This is a genomic window from Nostoc sp. FACHB-152 (assembly GCF_014697475.1).
In the GTDB taxonomy this organism is placed as follows: domain Bacteria; phylum Cyanobacteriota; class Cyanobacteriia; order Cyanobacteriales; family Nostocaceae; genus Nostoc_B.
This window is the reverse complement of sequence record NZ_JACJRV010000062.1, coordinates 14,198-31,873: the sequence shown is the minus strand read 5'-3', so window position 1 is coordinate 31,873 and position 17,676 is coordinate 14,198. Positions and strand designations below refer to the sequence as shown.

Below are 17,676 nucleotides of genomic sequence, written 5' to 3'. Positions count from 1 at the left end.
TTGAGTTTTGACCCCTCCTCAGTCACGAGGAGGGGTTAACTTTAGTCAGTTAATTTCTATGTTTTATTTACCCAATAAAGATGATATCGTTCACTATCCACCCAAGCCCTATTAAAATCCTTGATAGGAACGATATTTAAATCATTTCTGGTGGAACCCAGTTTTTTATTTAAAATCAATAAAATTTTGTTTTTGACTTCTTGGCTTTCAAATAAAAAATGAATTTGTCTTAATACCTCAGCTTGGTCAACCCCTTGCCGACCTTTTTTATATAGGGTAAAGCTTCCCATTTTCTGTAGTTCAGGATAGTAAAATTTACGGTTGAGATAACCTGATAAGGCAGCCATATTCGCATCTCTGCTGGCTACAATAAATTCATTATTTAGCTGATTTTTTTGGATGTAATGAGCCGTTTCACGACTGGCAGAAAATGGGATAATTAAATCTTTTGAAAAGCCATATATCCCTCCGAGCAACTGAGCATAGAGAATAAATGTAAAGGCAATGTAATGCCATTTTTGAGCTAATTCAAATAATTTTGGCTGAATAGAAAACTTATTAAATAAATAGTTAGAGTTTTGATAATAAATCTCTAACCATAAAGCTGCTATAAGAACTAAATAGAGATGTCCTAAATGACGAGGACTTCCGGGAAATTGTAACTGCCTTAAATATATAAACGTGAGGATTACACCATTCCCTATAATATAGAAAAATAGAGGAAATGGCTTTTTAGAAAGTTTAACTGAAGTTAGTGCAAAGATAAATAAAGCTATGGAGGCACAAACAATTGAATCTAGCCATTTTCTATGAGGAATAATCAAGAAATAACTAGCAAACAATCTATTTATACATTTCAACAAATTGCGGATATCAAATTGAGTTGTCCATCCATTATTCAACCCTCCATGTAAGTAGCTATCTTCAGGAGGAATAATAATATAAGCTGATAATAAACAAGAAATTGTAATAATGCCAATACTTATCAATAAATCATATTTAGAACTTTGTTTAAAATACTGTTTTCTATGCTCATTATCAAAACAAAATTCAGCTAACAAAGTCAATGACAAAGCAAATGAAATTAATAAAGCATAAGCACTACTATTTGCTAATAAACCTAATAAAACAGCTAAATATAAATAAGTTGTTTTTCTAGATGGAAATGCTGCACAGAAAGCAAAAACAAACAGCAGACTAAAAGCATAGTTTCTAGAAACAATCAAATATTCATATAAGGGAAAATATCCAAATGTAAACAGTAATTTCTGTTTATAATTAAAAGGACTATATACGTAGAAAATTGTAACCCCAGCAATTATAATAGCTAAATGAAAAAGTTGCATAACCAAGGGAGTGTCAGCAATTTTTATCAAAAATGCTAGAGAAAAATACCACAAAACCGGATGCCCTTCATATTTAATATTTGCAACTAAATTACTAAGAGATTCGCTATCTCTAGCAATCAGCCAAGGGTTTAGCTCATCTCGCCACATGGAATGGTTAAGAATACCTATAAAACCGAGAAGTGAAAAAAGAATTACAATCAACCAAGGAGAATGGGCAAATAATATTGAAATCCGATTAATTGCTTTTTTCACTAACATTTATCTTACAAAGCCTTTACTAAAAATTTAAAATATCCAAAGATTCTTCTATTTGTAAATCTAAAATTCGTTGCCGTGCGTCTTTCAGGGCTTCTAATTTACCTTCTTTAAGATAAATATTTGCTGCTTTTTGAAAGTCTTCAATTGCTCCTGGCTTATCTCCTATCTCTGCCAGAATATTAGCACGGTTGTAATAAGCATCAGCGAAGTTAGAATTAATCTGTAAAGCCTGTGTGTAATCTGTTAGCGATCGCTCCAAATTACCTAAATCATAAAAAGCATTTCCCCGATTATAATATGCGTCGGCATAATGAGGATTAATTTCGATTGACTGTGTGTAATCTTCTATTGCACCTTCATGATCTCCAATATCAGCACGCGCATTCCCTCGATTTTTGTAAGCCACCGCATCACGAGGATTTATCTTGATAGCTTGAGTAAATCCTGGCTGATATCCTAAAAAATAACGTGCCATTCCACGGTTTTTGTAAGTTGCAACATAATTAGGATTAATTTTGATTGCTTGAGTATAATCCTCGATTGCACCTTGATTATCTCCCAGATGAGAACGAGCATCAGCACGGTTTTTATAAGCGACAGCAAAGTTAGGATTTAATCTAATCGCTTGAGTATAATCTTCAATAGATAGTTCATAATTTCCTATTTGATAACGTGCTAAACCTCTATTGAGATATAATTTGGCATCATTGATATTAATTTGTATTGCTTGAGAATAATCTGCGATCGCCTCTTCATAATCTCCCAGATGATAATAACTTAAACCTCGTTTATAATAAATTTCAGCATCATTTGATTGCGATTTCAACGCTTGGCTATAGTTAGTAATAGCAGCTTGATATTCACATTTTTGAAAGCATTCATGCCCTTGATTTAGAAAATTTACTTCTTGAATATATGTGTAAATATTATTATTTGCTTCAACAGGTGCTTTAATAATCTGAACATTATTAGTAGGTGACGGCTTATATTTTTCTTCCTTAGAAATATTATAATTAATGGCAGATTGATATTGTTCTAAATAACAACGCAAACCCCCAGCATATAAAAGCTGATCTATCCCAAAGGCGATTCTACCTGTTTTCAGTTTAATCATGCGGGTTGGTAGAAAACCTGCTAAAAACAGATGGTATTCCGATTGCGCCTCATGCACTTCTTCTTGGATAAAAATGCAAACTATCACGGCATTTTTTTCAACTTCTTCAGAACTGACAGACCATCTAACTCTATCAATACTACCGTGACGAGATTTCACCTCAATACCAATGGTCGGGTCAGTAGTTAACGTAAAATCAATTTTACCATCGCCACCAAAGCGTTTTTCATAATCAACTTCGGTAATACAATCAGCCAAGCGTTCTTTAACAACTTCTTCTCCTAATTTCCCTTTGAGATAGCTGATAAAAACATCACGCACTGGCGAAACACGCTTATATTTTTCTGCCATTTGCCAGCAAAAATCACGTAGTATTTTTAATCTTTCTCCAGAGATTATAGTTAACTCACTATGTTGACCTTCTGTTTCGCAATGAAGCAGACACCCAGATGCCAATCTTTTAATAAAATCAGACTGTAGCGATCGCAGCAGCGTAATCCAGTCCATTTATATATCTGCGAATCTTTTGATTCGATTATTTTATTAAAATATCCTAACGGCGTAAACATTATAAATTAACTAGACTCATCTTCAAAGTATATTTATACATAAATATACTGAGAAAATATTGGTAGTTGTGCAAAGCATCACTAGTGGATATTATGGTTTAGCAGATCCCAAAAATTATCTTTCAATTCCAACAAAAATGAACTATGAATATACAAAAAAGTAAGTGTTTATACTGAATACTAAAAATTATTCAGTATAAACACAGCAATATTGTATAGCACTGGTATTTGATTTTTGAAAAAATCAGTACATTGTTAATTAGCTTCTTTTGGGTTGCCTATTGCCTGATTACACAAGTATGTTCAGTAATCAAATCGCATTCCGATATCTAGAAATTACTTATTTATAAATAACACTTTCTTCTATGGCAGTACTACAACCTTCACCTTTAAGTGAAAAAAGAAACACTCGTACAGTTGGACGAAATTTCCAGCCTGTATTCTTAATTATATTTACTCTATTAATGACCACTGGAATAGCGATGCGTTTAGCGTATCTGCAAATTGTTGAGGGGTCGATTCACCGCAAAAGAGCCGAGTCAAACCGTATTCGGATGATTCCTAAACAACCAGAAAGAGGTAATATTTTTGACCGGAATGGCAAACTTTTAGCTAGTACACGCTACCCTCGGTCTGTGTATCTTTGGCCGATGGCACATACTAAGCCCTCTTGGCCAATAGTAGGGCCGCGTTTAGAGAAAATTTTAGACATTCCTCAAGCAGAAATCGAAAAAAAATTAGACGAAGCGGGAGTAAATTCATCTTCTCTTATTAGAATTGCGCGTGATTTAAATGAAGCCCAGATTACAGCTATCAAAGAGTATGAAAACGACTTGCCAGATGTCGAAGTTCATACAGAAGCCGTTCGTTATTATCCTCACGGTAAACAACTAGCCCACGTATTAGGATATACACGAGAATTAACGGCTGAACAGTTAAAAGAAAGAAAGGCAGAAGGCTACCGTTTGGGTGATGTCATCGGACAGATGGGAGTCGAAAAAGCCTACGAGAAAGCATTGCGGGGTGAATGGGGAGGTCAGCAGGTAGAAGTAGATGGTGCTGGAAGACCACTGCGGGTTTTAGGAGAAAAACAAGCCAAAGCTGGGAATGACCTTCACCTCACCTTAGATTTAGATATGCAAAAGTCAGCCGAAAAAGCTTTAAGTGATAGAGATGGGGCTATTGTTGCCCTCAACCCAAAAAACGGTGCAGTTTTAGCCTTAGTATCTCACCCCACCTTTGACCCGAATATATTTTCTAAGCAAAAACTCTCGCAAAAAGATTGGGAAACTGTACAAGGTGAGGATCATCCTCTAGTTAATCGCGCCCTCAGTGCTTTTCCACCTGCTAGCACTTTTAAAATTGTCACCACAACTGCTGGGTTGGAATCAGGGAAATTTTCACCTAGCACAGTACTACAGACATACGGTTCCTTAAATATTGGTGGAACTAGATTTGGTGAGTGGAATCATGCTGGGTTCGGGCCTTTGGGTTTTGTTGGCGCATTACAGTGGAGTAGTGATACTTTCTTTTATCAAATAGGTAGGGGTGTGGGTGGCCCAGCTTTAATTGCATGGACTCGCAAGTACGGGTTTGGACAAAAAACTGGCTTTGAGTTCGCATCAGAAGAAACGAAAGGTTTAGTACCTGATGAAAGTTGGAAGCAGAAAGCCTGGAAAATGCCTTGGACTGTAGGCGACACAATTAATATGTCAATTGGTCAAGGTGCTTTACAAACTACACCTTTACAGGTCGCTGTGATGTTTGGTGTACCAGCTAATGGTGGCTACCGAGTCCAGCCGCATTTGCTTAAAGATAACGAAGATGCTAAAAGCTGGCGCGAATCTTTAAATATGAAGCCAACAACAGTGAAAATTTTGCGCGATGGGTTGCGAAAGGTTGTCGCTGAGGGGACAGGTAAGGTTTTGAACAAACCAACAATTCCGCCTGTAGCTGGCAAGAGTGGCACAGCCGAAGCTTGGCAACGTGGTGTCAAACAAAATCATGCTTGGTTTGGTGCTTATGCCCCAGCAGATAACCCAGAAGTTTTAATTATTGCCTTTGCTGAACACTCTGGTGGTGGTGGTGGTAGTGTAGCAGCGCCGATGATTTTACAAATTATGGAAGATTACTTCCAGCGTAAGTATCCAGGCAAGTATCAAAAACCAGAGGCGGAAAAGCCAGATAATCAACGTAGGAATTAGAGACAATTAGAAGTTTTCACTACTAGAAGTCGTACTCATACAACAATACGGTTCAGTTAAGATGATTAGTTAGGTTTAACAATCTGTAGAGACGTTGCAATGCAACGTCTCTACAAGGTTTATGGGTAGATTAATTATGTTATCTGAATTGTATTGGGTTATAAGTAGCTCAACCTAAAAAAACATCAAATGTAGTGGATTTGACAAACTTCACATAGTTATAGCAATAGCCAAGGTAGAGAAGAAACTGGGATAAGGTTACAATCTAGACAGCAAAAGACTTTTAAGCCTATCGCCTGTTCACTGCAATAACTTAATTAGGCTCAGTTTATCAATAATTCTTTTGTTGCTTATCTACAAAACACCACAGCCATTCTTCCCCTAATTCTGCTGAACTAATAACAGGATGCCCAGTCTCTTCATAATGACGACGTGCGTGTTGATTTTTGGAAGAGTCACAGCACAGCATCTTACCGCAGGTTTGGCAAATACGAAGATGTACCCAACGCTCATTGAGTCGAATGCACTCCTGACATTGAAATACAGGATAGTTGGATTTGTAAATTAAGTTTTCTAGAGTCAGTTCATTAAGATGTTGGCAAGACATATAATTTTGCTGCGATCGCTCTCATTAAAACAACAGTAGCTTATACACAGGCATAACTGATAGTTTCAGTGCAACATAATCATCCTCTTAAGAAACACAGGCAATAGGCAATAGGGCAATAAGAAAAGAAATTGTGTTTCTTCTATATTTTGCACTTTGCGTGAGCCGCTAGTGGGAGACTAAAATCTTGCAGCACAAACACTATCAGAGTCGATAGCTAATAATTTTCAGAATTACACTCTGTGGATAGAAGAGACAGTTCATGGAGTATGCGACAAGTTATGTAGCAGGATCATAATCACCAATGACTAAACGAGTAATTGTAGTTGGGGCTGGTTTAGCAGGTCTGGCTGCTGCTTATGAACTGACTCGCGCCGGTTTTGATGTGCAAGTATTTGAAGCCCGTGAGCGAGTAGGAGGGCGAGTCCATACTGCCTTTTTGGATGCGGGGCAGTATGGTGAATTGGGTGCAGAGTTTGTCGATGATGATCATACGGCACTGTTATCTTATGCTGCTCAATTCAACCTCTCGCTTGAGCCTGCCTTTAAATTTCCAGATGACCTTCGCTCTTACATTGATGGTCATTTCTCTAGTCAAAAAACGCTTAGTTCTCAACAGAAAACTGCCTTAAATAATGCGTATCAGCAGTTAGACCAACTATTAGAGCAACGTGCCGACCCTGACCAAACATTAGCCCAGTGGCTGGCTGCACATTCGATTGATCCTTTTGCCTGCAAACTTATCCGTCAGCAATCTTATGGGTTGTATGCAGCAGATCCAGAGGCGATTGGAGTTGGTTTCTTTGCCTACAGTGGTACTTCTGGCAACCGCTCTTTAAGAATTCGCGGTGGTAATACTCAGTTGACAAGCGCATTTGCTCGTTTTTTAGGTGATCGTATCCAGACAAACACGCCAGTTGTGCGAATTGGGGAACAAGAACAAGCTGTTGCTGCGAGTGTAAAAACACCTCAGGGGCAGATTGAAGTATTGAGCGATTGGATTGTGGTCACGGTTCCGTGGAGTGTCTTGCGCCATATATCTATTGAGGTTGGGCTGACACAGGCACAACGAGAAGCGATTTCTCACTTACCTTATGGGGTATCAGTTAAGACCTTACTTCAGTATTCCCACCGTTTCTGGCAGCCATCCAGTTTCGGGCTGGTGGTGACAGACAAACCTTATCAAACCGTCTGGGAATCTAGCTCAACTGGGCTAGGTGAAGCAGGAATTCTTGCTTGTACCAGTAGTGGTACGCCAAGCCGAAATGTGGTGGGATGCGTGGAATTAGCACAACAAACAGTATCTGCACTTTACCCCAATGCGCCCCAAGCGATCGCTACTGCAACGCATGATTGGAGTACTGATCCCTGGGCAGGTGGTAGTTACTGCTATTTTGCTCCTGGTGACTTAAAAACTTGGCGTTCTGAGCTATCTTACTGCGCTGGGCAGGTCATTTTTGCAGGAGAACATACTGCGCCGCTTGAATATTGTGGCTATATGGAAGGGGCCATTCGCAGTGGACAAAGAGCCGCAGAGCAAATTTTAGCTTTTACTAATAACTCAACTAACTAAATGTAACAGAATCACAAATTTTCTTTATTGGTAGTTGAGCGAATTGCTTGATTCAAATCCCGTAATAATTCTTCCTCTAAATCACGTTCTTGCTTGAGTTCTCGAACCATTTCCTGACTGGAACCAATCAGCAAGCCAGCAACCCCACCAATAATCGCGTATTTTTGGGCTAAGTCTTTATACATTGGACTTGTGTAAGGTGAAGGAAGTAAATAAGCAATAATAAAACCAATACCAGCACCTAAGAATGCAGTCACAATGCCTGAGAAACCGATAAGTTTGGCGTTCATTTGTTTTGCCTGGATTTTTAAATATCCCTAATAGCTGATCAGGGGATATTTTAATTGTCTCAACGGATTTTCAAGTGGGAGTTTTATCTTTAAATCTTTTAATATCAAAATCTTACGTTCGGTTATGATAGCTTTCAGATACAGCAGGGAAAAGGCAACAGGCAATAGGCAAGAGGGTTGAAAGTATTCTACTATATGACTTTTTTCTGAAAATTTCTACTTCATTCACCTGCAATCTACTGGAAGTAATTTTTGTAATACCCAAATACAAGTAAACACCGATATTTATCGGTGTTTACTATGGTAATTTCTAGAAGAAATTTTGGATTTTTAGGCGAAATTTTGCCAAAATTTCGCTATTTTGCATCGTTAGATTTAGTACGCTCATCACCGGCTTGCATTCCTACCCCTGCCGATTTTTGTTGAGCAACTGCTGTGGCTTGTTCATCCTCCTGTTTATTTGAAGTAGACTGACCTGCATGAGTAGAAGGTTTGCGCTTTAAGAACCGTTCCTCTAAGTTTTTGATAATTACGTACAACACTGGAACAATTAGCAAACTCAAAACGGTTGCTACTAATAACCCTCCAAACAACGCCGTTCCTAACGACCAGCGCGAAGCAGAACCTGCACCTGAAGCAACAACGAGTGGGAAAAATCCCAGCAATGACGCACTGGAGGTCATCACGATTGGTCGAAATCGCTCTTGAGCGGCTGTCAAAGCTGCTTTTTGAATGCTCATTCCTTGTTCAAAGGCTTGGTTAGCAAACTCAACGATTAAAATCGCGTTTTTTGAGGCGAGTCCAATCAGCATTACTAACGCTACATTGGCGTAGACATCGTTTACCAAACCGCGCCAGGCCAATGCACTTAACGCACCTAACAAAGCTAACGGTACAGTTAACAGAATAATTGCGGGGTCAACATAACTTTCATACTGAGCCGCCAGGGTGAGAAACACCATAATGATCCCGAAGCCAAAAATCAGAATTCCTAAGTTACCTGCGGATAATTCTTCGCGGGCGGTTCCTGTCCAATCGCTGCCAACGCCAGGTATTGCTGTTGCGTTCACAACTTGCTGCATTGCTTGAATCGCTTGTCCGCTACTGTAACCCTGTGCTTCTCTGCCTTGTAAACTGATGGAACGGAAGCCGTTATAGTGACTGATGACAGATGGCCCTGTAATTGGCGTGAGTTTTGCTACTTCGCTCAATCGCACCATTTGGTTGTTTGTCGATCGCACATAAAGCTGATTAATATCATCTGGCGATCGCCTATAATTACCTTCTGCTTGCACATATACACGATAGCTCTGCTGTCCGAGAGTAAAATCGTTGACATACTGCGAGCCAACAGCAGATGACAAGGTATTTACAGCCTGCTGAAAATCAACGTTGAGGGCTTCTAGACGATTGCGATCAAAGTCGATTTGGAACTGGGGTGTACTGGCGGTAAACTGGGTAAACACTCCACCAGCGAGGGCTGGTTGTTGGTTTGCTTGAGCAATTATCGCTTGGGCATTTGCATTAAAGTCATCTATTGTCAACCTGCCGTTAGTTCTGTCTTCCAGTTGTAACTCAAATCCCCCTAAGGTACTGAAACCTTGAATTGGTGGGGGACTGACTGCGGTAATAATCGCTTCGGGAATCGTTTGAAATTCGCCATTGATGCGCTTTAAGATTGCTGACGCGCTTTGATTAGGTTGTTTGCGTTCTTCCCAAGGTTTGAGCTTGGCAAAAAATACACCGCGATTTGAGCCACTACCTGCAAAACCAAATCCCGAAGTCGCAAAAACGTTCTCAATTTCCGGCTCTTTTTCCAGAATTTGTTCCAGTTTTGTAATCACTTGGTCGGTATAAGCTAGGGAAACTCCATCGGGAGCTTGAATAATCCCTAACACAATCCCCTGGTCTTCTGAGGGGACAAATCCTGTTGGTACATGGGTAAACATAAAGTAAGTTGCTGCTAAACCCACGACAAACAATCCCACAACAGCGTAACGCAGGCGAATCAAAAAATTAACGATCGCCAGAAATCGGTCAATAATCCATGCCAAAATCTGATTAAATTTGTTAAAAAACCAGCCCAACGGGCCGCGTCTCGGTTTTGGCGGACGCAGTAAAATCGCAGACATACTCGGACTGAACGAAAGCGCGTTAAACGTCGAGATGGCAATTGAGAATGCAATCACTAAGGCGAACTGCTGATACATTTTTCCGGTTGAGCCGGGAAAAAATGCTACCGGAATAAACACCGCCATCAACACCAACGAAGTTGAAACCACTGCTCCCGTCAGTTCTTCCATTGCTTCAAAGGAAGCTTGTAAAGGTCTGACTCCTTGTTCAATTTTGCGGGCGATCGCTTCTACAACGATAATGGCATCATCAACTACTAAGCCTGTCGCTAAGATTAATCCAAATAAAGTTAAATTGTTCAGCGAAAATCTGAATACGTAAGCAAATGCTAACGCGCCAATCAGCGACACAGGAATTGCCACAATCGGAATAATTGTGGCTCGCCAGTCTTGTAGAAATAGAAAAATTACTAATACAACCAGAGCGATCGCTTCAACTAGAGTTTTGACAACTTCTTCCAGTGAAGCTTGCACAAATCCAACGGTATCGTAAACAATCTTGGTTTTTAATCCCGGCGGAAACTCTTTGATCAATTCGTTCATTTGCGCTTCAATGCTTCTCGCCACATCCAGCGCATTACTTCCAGGTGATTGATATATTGCCATACCAATCGCTGGCTTACCATTATTTTTCGCGTTGCTGGCGTAAGTTTCTGAGCCGAGTTCCGCACGACCGACATCACTGAGTTTGACTAAATCTCCATTAGTTCCTACTTTAATGACGAGGTTCCCAAACTCCGAAGCATCTTTAAATTGACCATTCACCCGCAAGGGAATTTCATAGCTTTGACCTGGGGGTATTGGTGCTTGACCCAAGGTTCCGGCTCCGGCGAGAATGTTTTGCGATCGCAATGCTGTCGCCACATCTGCCACAGTTAATTGCCGACTCGCTAAAGCATTGGGATCGAGCCACAACCGCATGGCATAACGCTTTTCTCCAAATATCGTTAAATCGCCGACCCCTGGCGTTCGCAAGAGTTGATCGCGTAAATTTAGGTCAATATAGTTACTTATAAATAACGGATCGTACTCATTATTTTCTGCATAAAACGTATACACCAACAAAATGCTTGTCGAAGCAGTTTGCGCTGTCACACCAAGTTGTTGGACAGTTGTAGGTAAGCGAGGTGTTGCGCGTGCAATCCGATTCTGTACGTTTACTTGGTCAATATTTTTATCAGTGTTCGACCCGAAATATACTGAAATTTGGCTACTGCCTGCGGAACTGTTCGAGGTCATGTACTGCATACCCTCGACACCGTTAATCTGACGCTCTAGCGTTGTTGTGACTGCACTTTCGACGGTTGCCACATCTGCCCCAGTATAGTTCGCTGATATCTGAACCCGAATCGGTGCAATGTCTGGCAAATAATTGAGTGGTAATAGTGGAATACACACGAATCCCACAATCAGAATCACTAGGGTACAAACGGTAGTTAGTACCGGACGTTTGATAAAGTTGTTCGCGATCGACATTAGCGAGTGTCCTGGTTTAGGATTGCGGTTGAATGGGTGTGCCTTCTCGCAGTTTGAGAATGCCAGATGTAACGATGGTTTCGCCGGGTTTTAGTCCATCAAGAACTTGATAATTGGTTCCCTGGATATCACCGAGACGTACTAAACGTTGATGCACAACTTGCTGTTGTTTGCCGTTGACAGTTGTGTTTTCTGTGACAAAGACAAAACTCTGTCCACCAATTCGAGAAATGGCAACTGTGGGAATAAGTAACCCTGGTTGTCGATTCCAAATTACCCGTGCTTGCACATATTGCCCATCGCGTAATCGGCCTTGGGAATTGAGAAAGCGTGCTTTGCTTAAAATCGATTGTTGATCTGAACTTACTGTTGGCGAAATGTAGTTAATCTGACCCTTGCCGATGATTTGCTGCGTGTTAGGATCAATCAACTGCACAGGTAAGCCAATCCGCAGTTGTTTCAATCGATTAGAAGGCACAGAAAGATTCAAATCTAGGGCATCGTTCTGGATAATTGAGGTGATAGTTTGTCCAGTGTTGAGATAATCTCCAACTTTCACTGGAAATTCACCCACTATACCAGTGATGGGTGCTACTACTCGTTTGAGATTGACATTAACTTGAGCCGCCGCCGTACCTGCTTGAGCTGCGCGGACATTGGCTTGGGCTTGTCTAACTGCGGCACTAGCTGCTGCAACTTGTTTATCTGCTGCTTGTAAATCAGCGATCGCAGTTTGTAAATTATTTCTGGCTACATCTAACTCTTGTTGGGCTTGCGCTCCTTCTTTTACCAATTGCTGGGTGCGATTAAATTGTGTGCGCTGAAGTTGAACATCAGCAGCGGCCTTAGTACGTTGTGCTTGGGCTTGTTGTAGTTGTGCTTGGGCTGTTTTTAAGCCAGCTTGGGTTGCACTAGCGGCGGCGATGGAACTGGCAACATTTGCCTGAGTCTGATCTAAACTCAAAGATGCGATCGGTGTTCCTTTCTGCACCCGTTGACCGCTAGACACGAAAATTGTTTCAATTCGTCCCTGGATTTGCGGCTGTAGTGTGACTTTTTGCTGTGCTTCTAAGGCTCCGACAAAGTTAGAACTTTCTTCAGTTGTGCTAGTCCCAACTTGCTGAACTTTCACTGGCAATGCGGAGTTTTTCGCATTGGCTGCGGGAGAATTTTGAGTAGGAGCATTTGAACGCCCAGTGCCAAAACTCGAAAATATAGCCATTCCACCAATAGCTAAGACTAAACCCAGCCCCACCCCTACCAACAATCCCTGCTGTCCTGAAAGTTTTCCCAGAACAGAATTACTAATTTTAGAAGTCTCCAATGGCTCACCCTCCTACTATCTAGGCAAAACAACTAAATGTTAAGAAAGACTACTCATTAACTAGGAACGAACAATAATCTCATAATTTCAGTGAGAAATTCTTCTCCTTAAGTGTGGATTGCAGATCTCACTTTTGTTCTGTCTAGAAGTACATCAACGCTCCAGATTCCTGATCCTTGTGCAGCAATATAAAAGAAGAGGAAACAGTAAAGGACTGCTAACTCGCCATGATTGACAAGCGGCAGAAAACCTGGCGAAGCGTGTAGCATGAAGTAGGCAACTGCCATCTCACCGCTTGTAATAAAAGCTGCATAGCTTGCTAGTAGTCCCAAGGCAATCATTAATCCGCCAGCAAATTCAATCAGTCCACCAAATCCCATCAATGAAGCCAATGATATTGGAGGCTTGTTGCCTTGTATGCCAAACAGTTTCTGACTACCATACATAGCAAACATTAAACCTGTAACGATTCGTAAAATTGCATAAATGTATGGGGAATATTTTCCGATAAACGCGTCCATAAACACCTCTACCTTTCTAACTATGCATTCACAAACCTATCCATCCACAGGAATATAAAAATGCCCTGACAAAGTAACAATTATTGCTGACAACACTGACAGTTCAATATAGAACATATATATAATTAATTTCTCTTTCGTTAGTAAGAAATTGTTATTTACAATAATGTATATTTTACTTTTTTGATATTTAAAAATAGAGCCATAATTTTTTATCCTGATAGTTTACTTAAAAGTGCTGAAAGTTAGTACAATAATCTGAATTTTCATTTTAAAAATAAAACTCTTGTATAAATCTAGCAACGACGGTAAACAGGCAATCGGGTTGAAAATGTTTATTATATGGCTTTGTTCTTAAAATCTGTAATTCATTTGCCTGCAATCTGCTGTAATTACATATAGAAATTCGGAAGAAACAACAAATGATGATCAGCTATAGGAATCAAATACTTACCACAGACGGAATAGTAATGGCTATGGGGCGCATATAATATGGCATTCATCATGAAGACTGCTTTTTAAGCGTATATAGCAAGCTATCTAGGAGTCAAAAATTCAATGAAAAACTTTTTTGTTTTTCACTTCTATTTCCGGCTAACTTATTATTAATAATTGCACGAGTCACATGATTAATCAATAATAAATTCTCATATGTTTTTTATTAGTTTTATATTAGGTTTATATTGATTTTCTAAAATTTACAAATATAGCGATCGCGGGCTGGCAATGCAGCAAATATTTAAAGTCGATTTTTCTAATCGCTGATTTTTTTGGCAATCTCAACTAATTCATACATACAATTTTCGGAGTTTCATGTTTAAAACCTGAACAATTGTGTTCGGAACTCGGACGTTGATGTTTTGAACAACGCAACCCAACCTTACATCTTAAAAAAAGTAAGCACAGAGATATACAGCGAATTAACCACAAATTCACTTTAAAAATACTCTGCGTTACTCCGCGTTTAAATTCTTAAACTCTTTTACTCCCCATCTTCATCAATCAAAGCATTGCGATCAAGTATGAGTAAATTACGAAGTTGGTCTGTATCTAATTCAGTTAACCATTCTTCACCAGCACTCACGACTTGTTCAGCTAGTTGTTTCTTACTTTCAATCATGTCGTGAATCTTTTCTTCTAAAGTGCCAGTGCAGACAAACTTGTGTACTTGCACATTCCTCGTTTGACCAATCCGAAATACTCGGTCTGTAGCTTGATTTTCAATCGCCGGGTTCCACCATCTATCAAAGTGAAATACATGATTAGCACGGGTTAAATTCAATCCCACACCACCTGCTTTTAAAGAAAGAATCATAATAGGTGGCCCTTGCGGATCTTGTTGGAAACGGTCTACCATTTCCTCGCGTTGTTTTTTACTGGTGCTGCCATATAAAAAGAAAACTTCTCTACCTAATTGCTTTTCTAAATGTGGTTTGAGTAATTTACCCCATTCTGCAAATTGAGTGAAGATTAAAGCGCGATCGCCTTCTGCAATTGCCACATCTAACATCTCTTCTAGACGTTGTAATTTACCAGAATTATGTTGTGCTAATGTACTTTCTTTTAAATACTGGGCTGGGTGATTACAAATCTGTTTGAGTTTAGTTAATAAAGCTAAAATCATGCCTCTTCGTTGCAATCCTTCAGCCGATTCTATTTCAACCAAAGATGTATCTACTGTTTGTTGATACAGTGCGGCTTGTTCTGTAGTTAAACCACAAAATATCGTCATTTCTTGCTTCTCTGGCAAGTCTTGAATAATGTCGCGGTCTGTTTTTAATCTTCTTAAAATAAAAGGTTGAACCAATGAACGCAATTGATTCAAAGAAGCTGCATCACCATACTTTTCAATCGGCATGGCAAACCGCCGTTGAAAGAATTGTTTATTGCCTAAATAACCAGGATTGAGAAAATCTAGAATTGACCATAATTCTTGTAATCTATTTTCTACTGGTGTACCTGTCAAGGCGATGCGGAATGTTGTCTCTAACTGTCTAACTGCCTGTGATTGTTTCGCGTCATGATTTTTCACATTCTGGGCTTCGTCTAATACAATTGCCTGCCAAGAAATAGTTTGCAATGATTTAACATCTCTATAAATTAACGAATAACTAGTAATAACTAAATCATGCTTTTTCACAGCTTCAACAAATGCCTTTCCTTTAGGGCGTTTGTCACCGTGATATTGCATTACTTTCAAGCTGGGCGCGAACTTTCTAACTTCCCGTTCCCAATTACCTAAAACAGAGGTTGGACAAACTAGCAAGGTGGGTTTTTCTAATACATCCTGTTCTTTGAGATGTAAAAGAAAAGCAATAAACTGTATGGTTTTTCCCAGTCCCATATCGTCGGCGAGACACGCGCCTAAACCCCAACGTTCTAAAAAAGCCAGCCAAGCTGCACCCCTTTCTTGATAAGGACGCAACTTTCCTTGGAAACTAGCTGGTGTGGGTAAGGGTTTAATTTCCTGATTATTCGTTAACGCCCCAATCAATTCTTGTAAAGCCCCAGATGCTTCAAAACTCACCACTGGTAATTTTTCAATCACCTGGGTATCTCCTGTACTCAAGCGCAAAGCATCTTCTAATGACAGTGCCATTTGTTCTTTACGCGAAGCGAAAAATGTCTGGGCTGTTTTGATGTCTTGAGGACGTAACTCTACCCATTCGCCGTTAATTTCTACTAGGGGACTATTCAACGCTACTAATCGATCAAACTCAGCTTTAGAAATTGTTTGTCCGCCAATTGCTAATTGCCATTGAAAATTTAATAGACTTTGCAACCCCAAGCTTCCTTCTCTTTTCTTAGAAGTTTCGGCAGTAATCTTCAACCCTAAACGGTTCGCAAAACCTTCACGGTTAGATAAAGTGGGCGGCAAAATTACGCCTAAACCGCTATCTTCAAACCTCCAAGTTACAGACTTAATAAATTCATAAGCTTGGATCGGATTTAGCTGACAAGATTGGGGATATTCTGTTTCTAAACTGGGTGCGATCGCCCCATACAATCGAGAAGCTAACCCCAATCCATGTAAAAATGTTTCTTGCGGTTGGTCAATTATCCGGTTTTGATATGTTAATTTTTCAACTGGATTTTGCCAAATCGTTGCTGCATCTAACAAAAATTCAGGATCATCAGCCGCTTGGAGAAAATATTCTAACGTCCAGGTTGTATCTCCCGATGGAGGATGTAGTTGAAAACAGGTGCGAAATAGGGCTTTTCCTGCCAATTGATACTGTAACGGCATAGTCCAAGCTTTTAGTGCCGCATCTAACCGTTCAACACCAATTGCATCTGCAACTACTGTGTTAGATGCACTAGTTAAACCTTGCAACCACTGCCGCACTGCTGATGGCAAAGTCGCCATGACCCTGGGTTCCAGGATGGCTTGACCACTTAGCATCTGCCGTACTTGGGCATCGATTGTAGCGTTAAGAAATTCTAAAATTAATTCCTGCGGAGTCTTCGGTAATTCTACAGAAACAAACCCAATCCCAACTCCCGACTCTCTATTCCCTGCTTCTTGATAAGTACGGCCAGCCAGAGGCATTTTTGCGGCGAATTTTTCTAACCGAGTGGCATCGACAGCACTGTCTAACAGCACTCGCCACCCAGCCAGGGTAGTACCATCTGTTTGGTGTTGGATATTTGGTAAATATTTAGAACGTGAAATTAAATCTAAACTCCAACGTGCCACCTGTGACCAAAATCTTAAATCTCCAGCTAAAAAAGCATCTTCACCATGAGTAATGTTTAAGGGAAGAGATCTCAGAAATTGAATTGCTTCGTTGATATTGAGGCAAAAACCTTCAACTTGCCAAGGTTGTAGAAGTGCTGAAGCATTATCTAAATCTTGGCTAGCAGAATGCAAAGGCGATAAAGTTAATGTTCCATCTTTACTATTTTCTAAAATATGAGTTGGTAAAGCGATGATTTGATGATGTGTATTTAAACTTGGTTCACTAGGTTTTGTGACTTTACGCGATCGCATCCCTTGAGGCTGTAGTTCCGGCTGTGTGGCACTCCCAATGCTAATATTCCGCGAAGCCAACCACTGGTTTAACTCCAGTGATGTCATTGCCAATGGATTTACTGGTATATCTGTAGATTGAGTTAAATCCCAACTTACTTGCTGCGATCTCCAAGTTTCTCCCCAAATAAATAAACCACCATTTTTATTATTTGTTAACCAACTTCCGTGTAAGATTGCCATTTGCTAACTACTAAAATTGTCGTTAAATTCAACTATTTCAAACTCT

The 17,676-nt window shown here is 40.0% G+C and carries 10 protein-coding genes; 2 read left to right on the top strand and 8 right to left on the bottom strand.

Features of this window, described 5'->3' with window-relative positions:
* Positions 1-56: 56 nt before the first annotated feature.
* Together H6G76_RS27385 and H6G76_RS27380 are read right to left on the bottom strand one after the other, a co-directional pair.
* Entirely contained in the window at positions 57-1,607 is a 1,551-nt protein-coding gene (locus H6G76_RS27385; protein ID WP_190708204.1) for a hypothetical protein, read from the bottom strand.
* A gap of 19 nt (positions 1,608-1,626) precedes the next feature.
* Positions 1,627-3,228: a tetratricopeptide repeat protein gene (locus H6G76_RS27380; protein ID WP_190708202.1), complete on the bottom strand. Its 1,602-nt coding sequence runs from the start codon at positions 3,226-3,228 to the stop codon at positions 1,627-1,629.
* Positions 3,229-3,655: 427 nt separating this feature from the next.
* On the opposite strand from H6G76_RS27380, the gene mrdA reads away from it, so the two are divergent.
* Positions 3,656-5,494: a penicillin-binding protein 2 gene (mrdA, locus tag H6G76_RS27375; protein WP_190708200.1), complete on the top strand. Its 1,839-nt coding sequence runs from the start codon at positions 3,656-3,658 to the stop codon at positions 5,492-5,494.
* A 331-nt stretch (positions 5,495-5,825) separates the two neighbouring features.
* Here mrdA and H6G76_RS27370 read toward each other — a convergent pair whose 3' ends face one another.
* The gene (locus tag H6G76_RS27370) at positions 5,826-6,101 is read right to left on the bottom strand and encodes a UBP-type zinc finger domain-containing protein (protein ID WP_190708198.1); all 276 of its coding nucleotides are present in this window, start codon (positions 6,099-6,101) and stop codon (positions 5,826-5,828) included.
* A 304-nt stretch (positions 6,102-6,405) separates the two neighbouring features.
* Between H6G76_RS27370 and H6G76_RS27365 the strand changes: the two genes are divergently transcribed.
* Positions 6,406-7,674 carry an NAD(P)/FAD-dependent oxidoreductase gene (locus H6G76_RS27365; protein ID WP_190708197.1) on the top strand — a complete coding sequence of 423 codons (1,269 nt, stop codon included), beginning with the start codon at positions 6,406-6,408 and terminating at the stop codon, positions 7,672-7,674.
* Between the two features lie 11 nt (positions 7,675-7,685).
* Here H6G76_RS27365 and H6G76_RS27360 read toward each other — a convergent pair whose 3' ends face one another.
* The 5 genes from H6G76_RS27360 to H6G76_RS27340 form a co-directional block, all read right to left on the bottom strand.
* Positions 7,686-7,964, bottom strand: a complete 279-nt coding sequence (locus H6G76_RS27360; RefSeq protein WP_190708195.1) for a hypothetical protein — start codon at positions 7,962-7,964, stop codon at positions 7,686-7,688.
* Between the two features lie 356 nt (positions 7,965-8,320).
* Positions 8,321-11,572 carry an efflux RND transporter permease subunit gene (locus H6G76_RS27355; protein WP_190708193.1) on the bottom strand — a complete coding sequence of 1,084 codons (3,252 nt, stop codon included), beginning with the start codon at positions 11,570-11,572 and terminating at the stop codon, positions 8,321-8,323.
* Positions 11,573-11,588: 16 nt separating this feature from the next.
* Positions 11,589-12,896, bottom strand: coding sequence for an efflux RND transporter periplasmic adaptor subunit (locus H6G76_RS27350; protein WP_242056538.1), 1,308 nt, complete (start codon positions 12,894-12,896; stop codon positions 11,589-11,591).
* A 107-nt stretch (positions 12,897-13,003) separates the two neighbouring features.
* On the bottom strand, positions 13,004-13,417 hold the full coding sequence (locus H6G76_RS27345) for a DoxX family protein (protein ID WP_190708191.1): 414 nt from the start codon (positions 13,415-13,417) through the stop codon (positions 13,004-13,006).
* A gap of 982 nt (positions 13,418-14,399) precedes the next feature.
* Positions 14,400-17,630, bottom strand: coding sequence for a DEAD/DEAH box helicase (locus H6G76_RS27340; protein ID WP_190708189.1), 3,231 nt, complete (start codon positions 17,628-17,630; stop codon positions 14,400-14,402).
* Between the last annotated feature and the right edge of the window lie 46 nt (positions 17,631-17,676).

Coding starts and splice junctions, on each gene's coding strand:
- H6G76_RS27380 (WP_190708202.1), bottom strand. CDS start 3,228: ATGGACTGGATTACGCTGCTGCGATCGCTACAGTCTGATTTTATTAAA.
- H6G76_RS27355 (WP_190708193.1), bottom strand. CDS start 11,572: ATGTCGATCGCGAACAACTTTATCAAACGTCCGGTACTAACTACCGTT.
- H6G76_RS27360 (WP_190708195.1), bottom strand. CDS start 7,964: ATGAACGCCAAACTTATCGGTTTCTCAGGCATTGTGACTGCATTCTTA.
- H6G76_RS27365 (WP_190708197.1), top strand. CDS start 6,406: ATGACTAAACGAGTAATTGTAGTTGGGGCTGGTTTAGCAGGTCTGGCT.
- H6G76_RS27340 (WP_190708189.1), bottom strand. CDS start 17,630: ATGGCAATCTTACACGGAAGTTGGTTAACAAATAATAAAAATGGTGGT.
- mrdA (WP_190708200.1), top strand. CDS start 3,656: ATGGCAGTACTACAACCTTCACCTTTAAGTGAAAAAAGAAACACTCGT.
- H6G76_RS27385 (WP_190708204.1), bottom strand. CDS start 1,607: ATGTTAGTGAAAAAAGCAATTAATCGGATTTCAATATTATTTGCCCAT.
- H6G76_RS27370 (WP_190708198.1), bottom strand. CDS start 6,101: ATGTCTTGCCAACATCTTAATGAACTGACTCTAGAAAACTTAATTTAC.
- H6G76_RS27345 (WP_190708191.1), bottom strand. CDS start 13,417: ATGGACGCGTTTATCGGAAAATATTCCCCATACATTTATGCAATTTTA.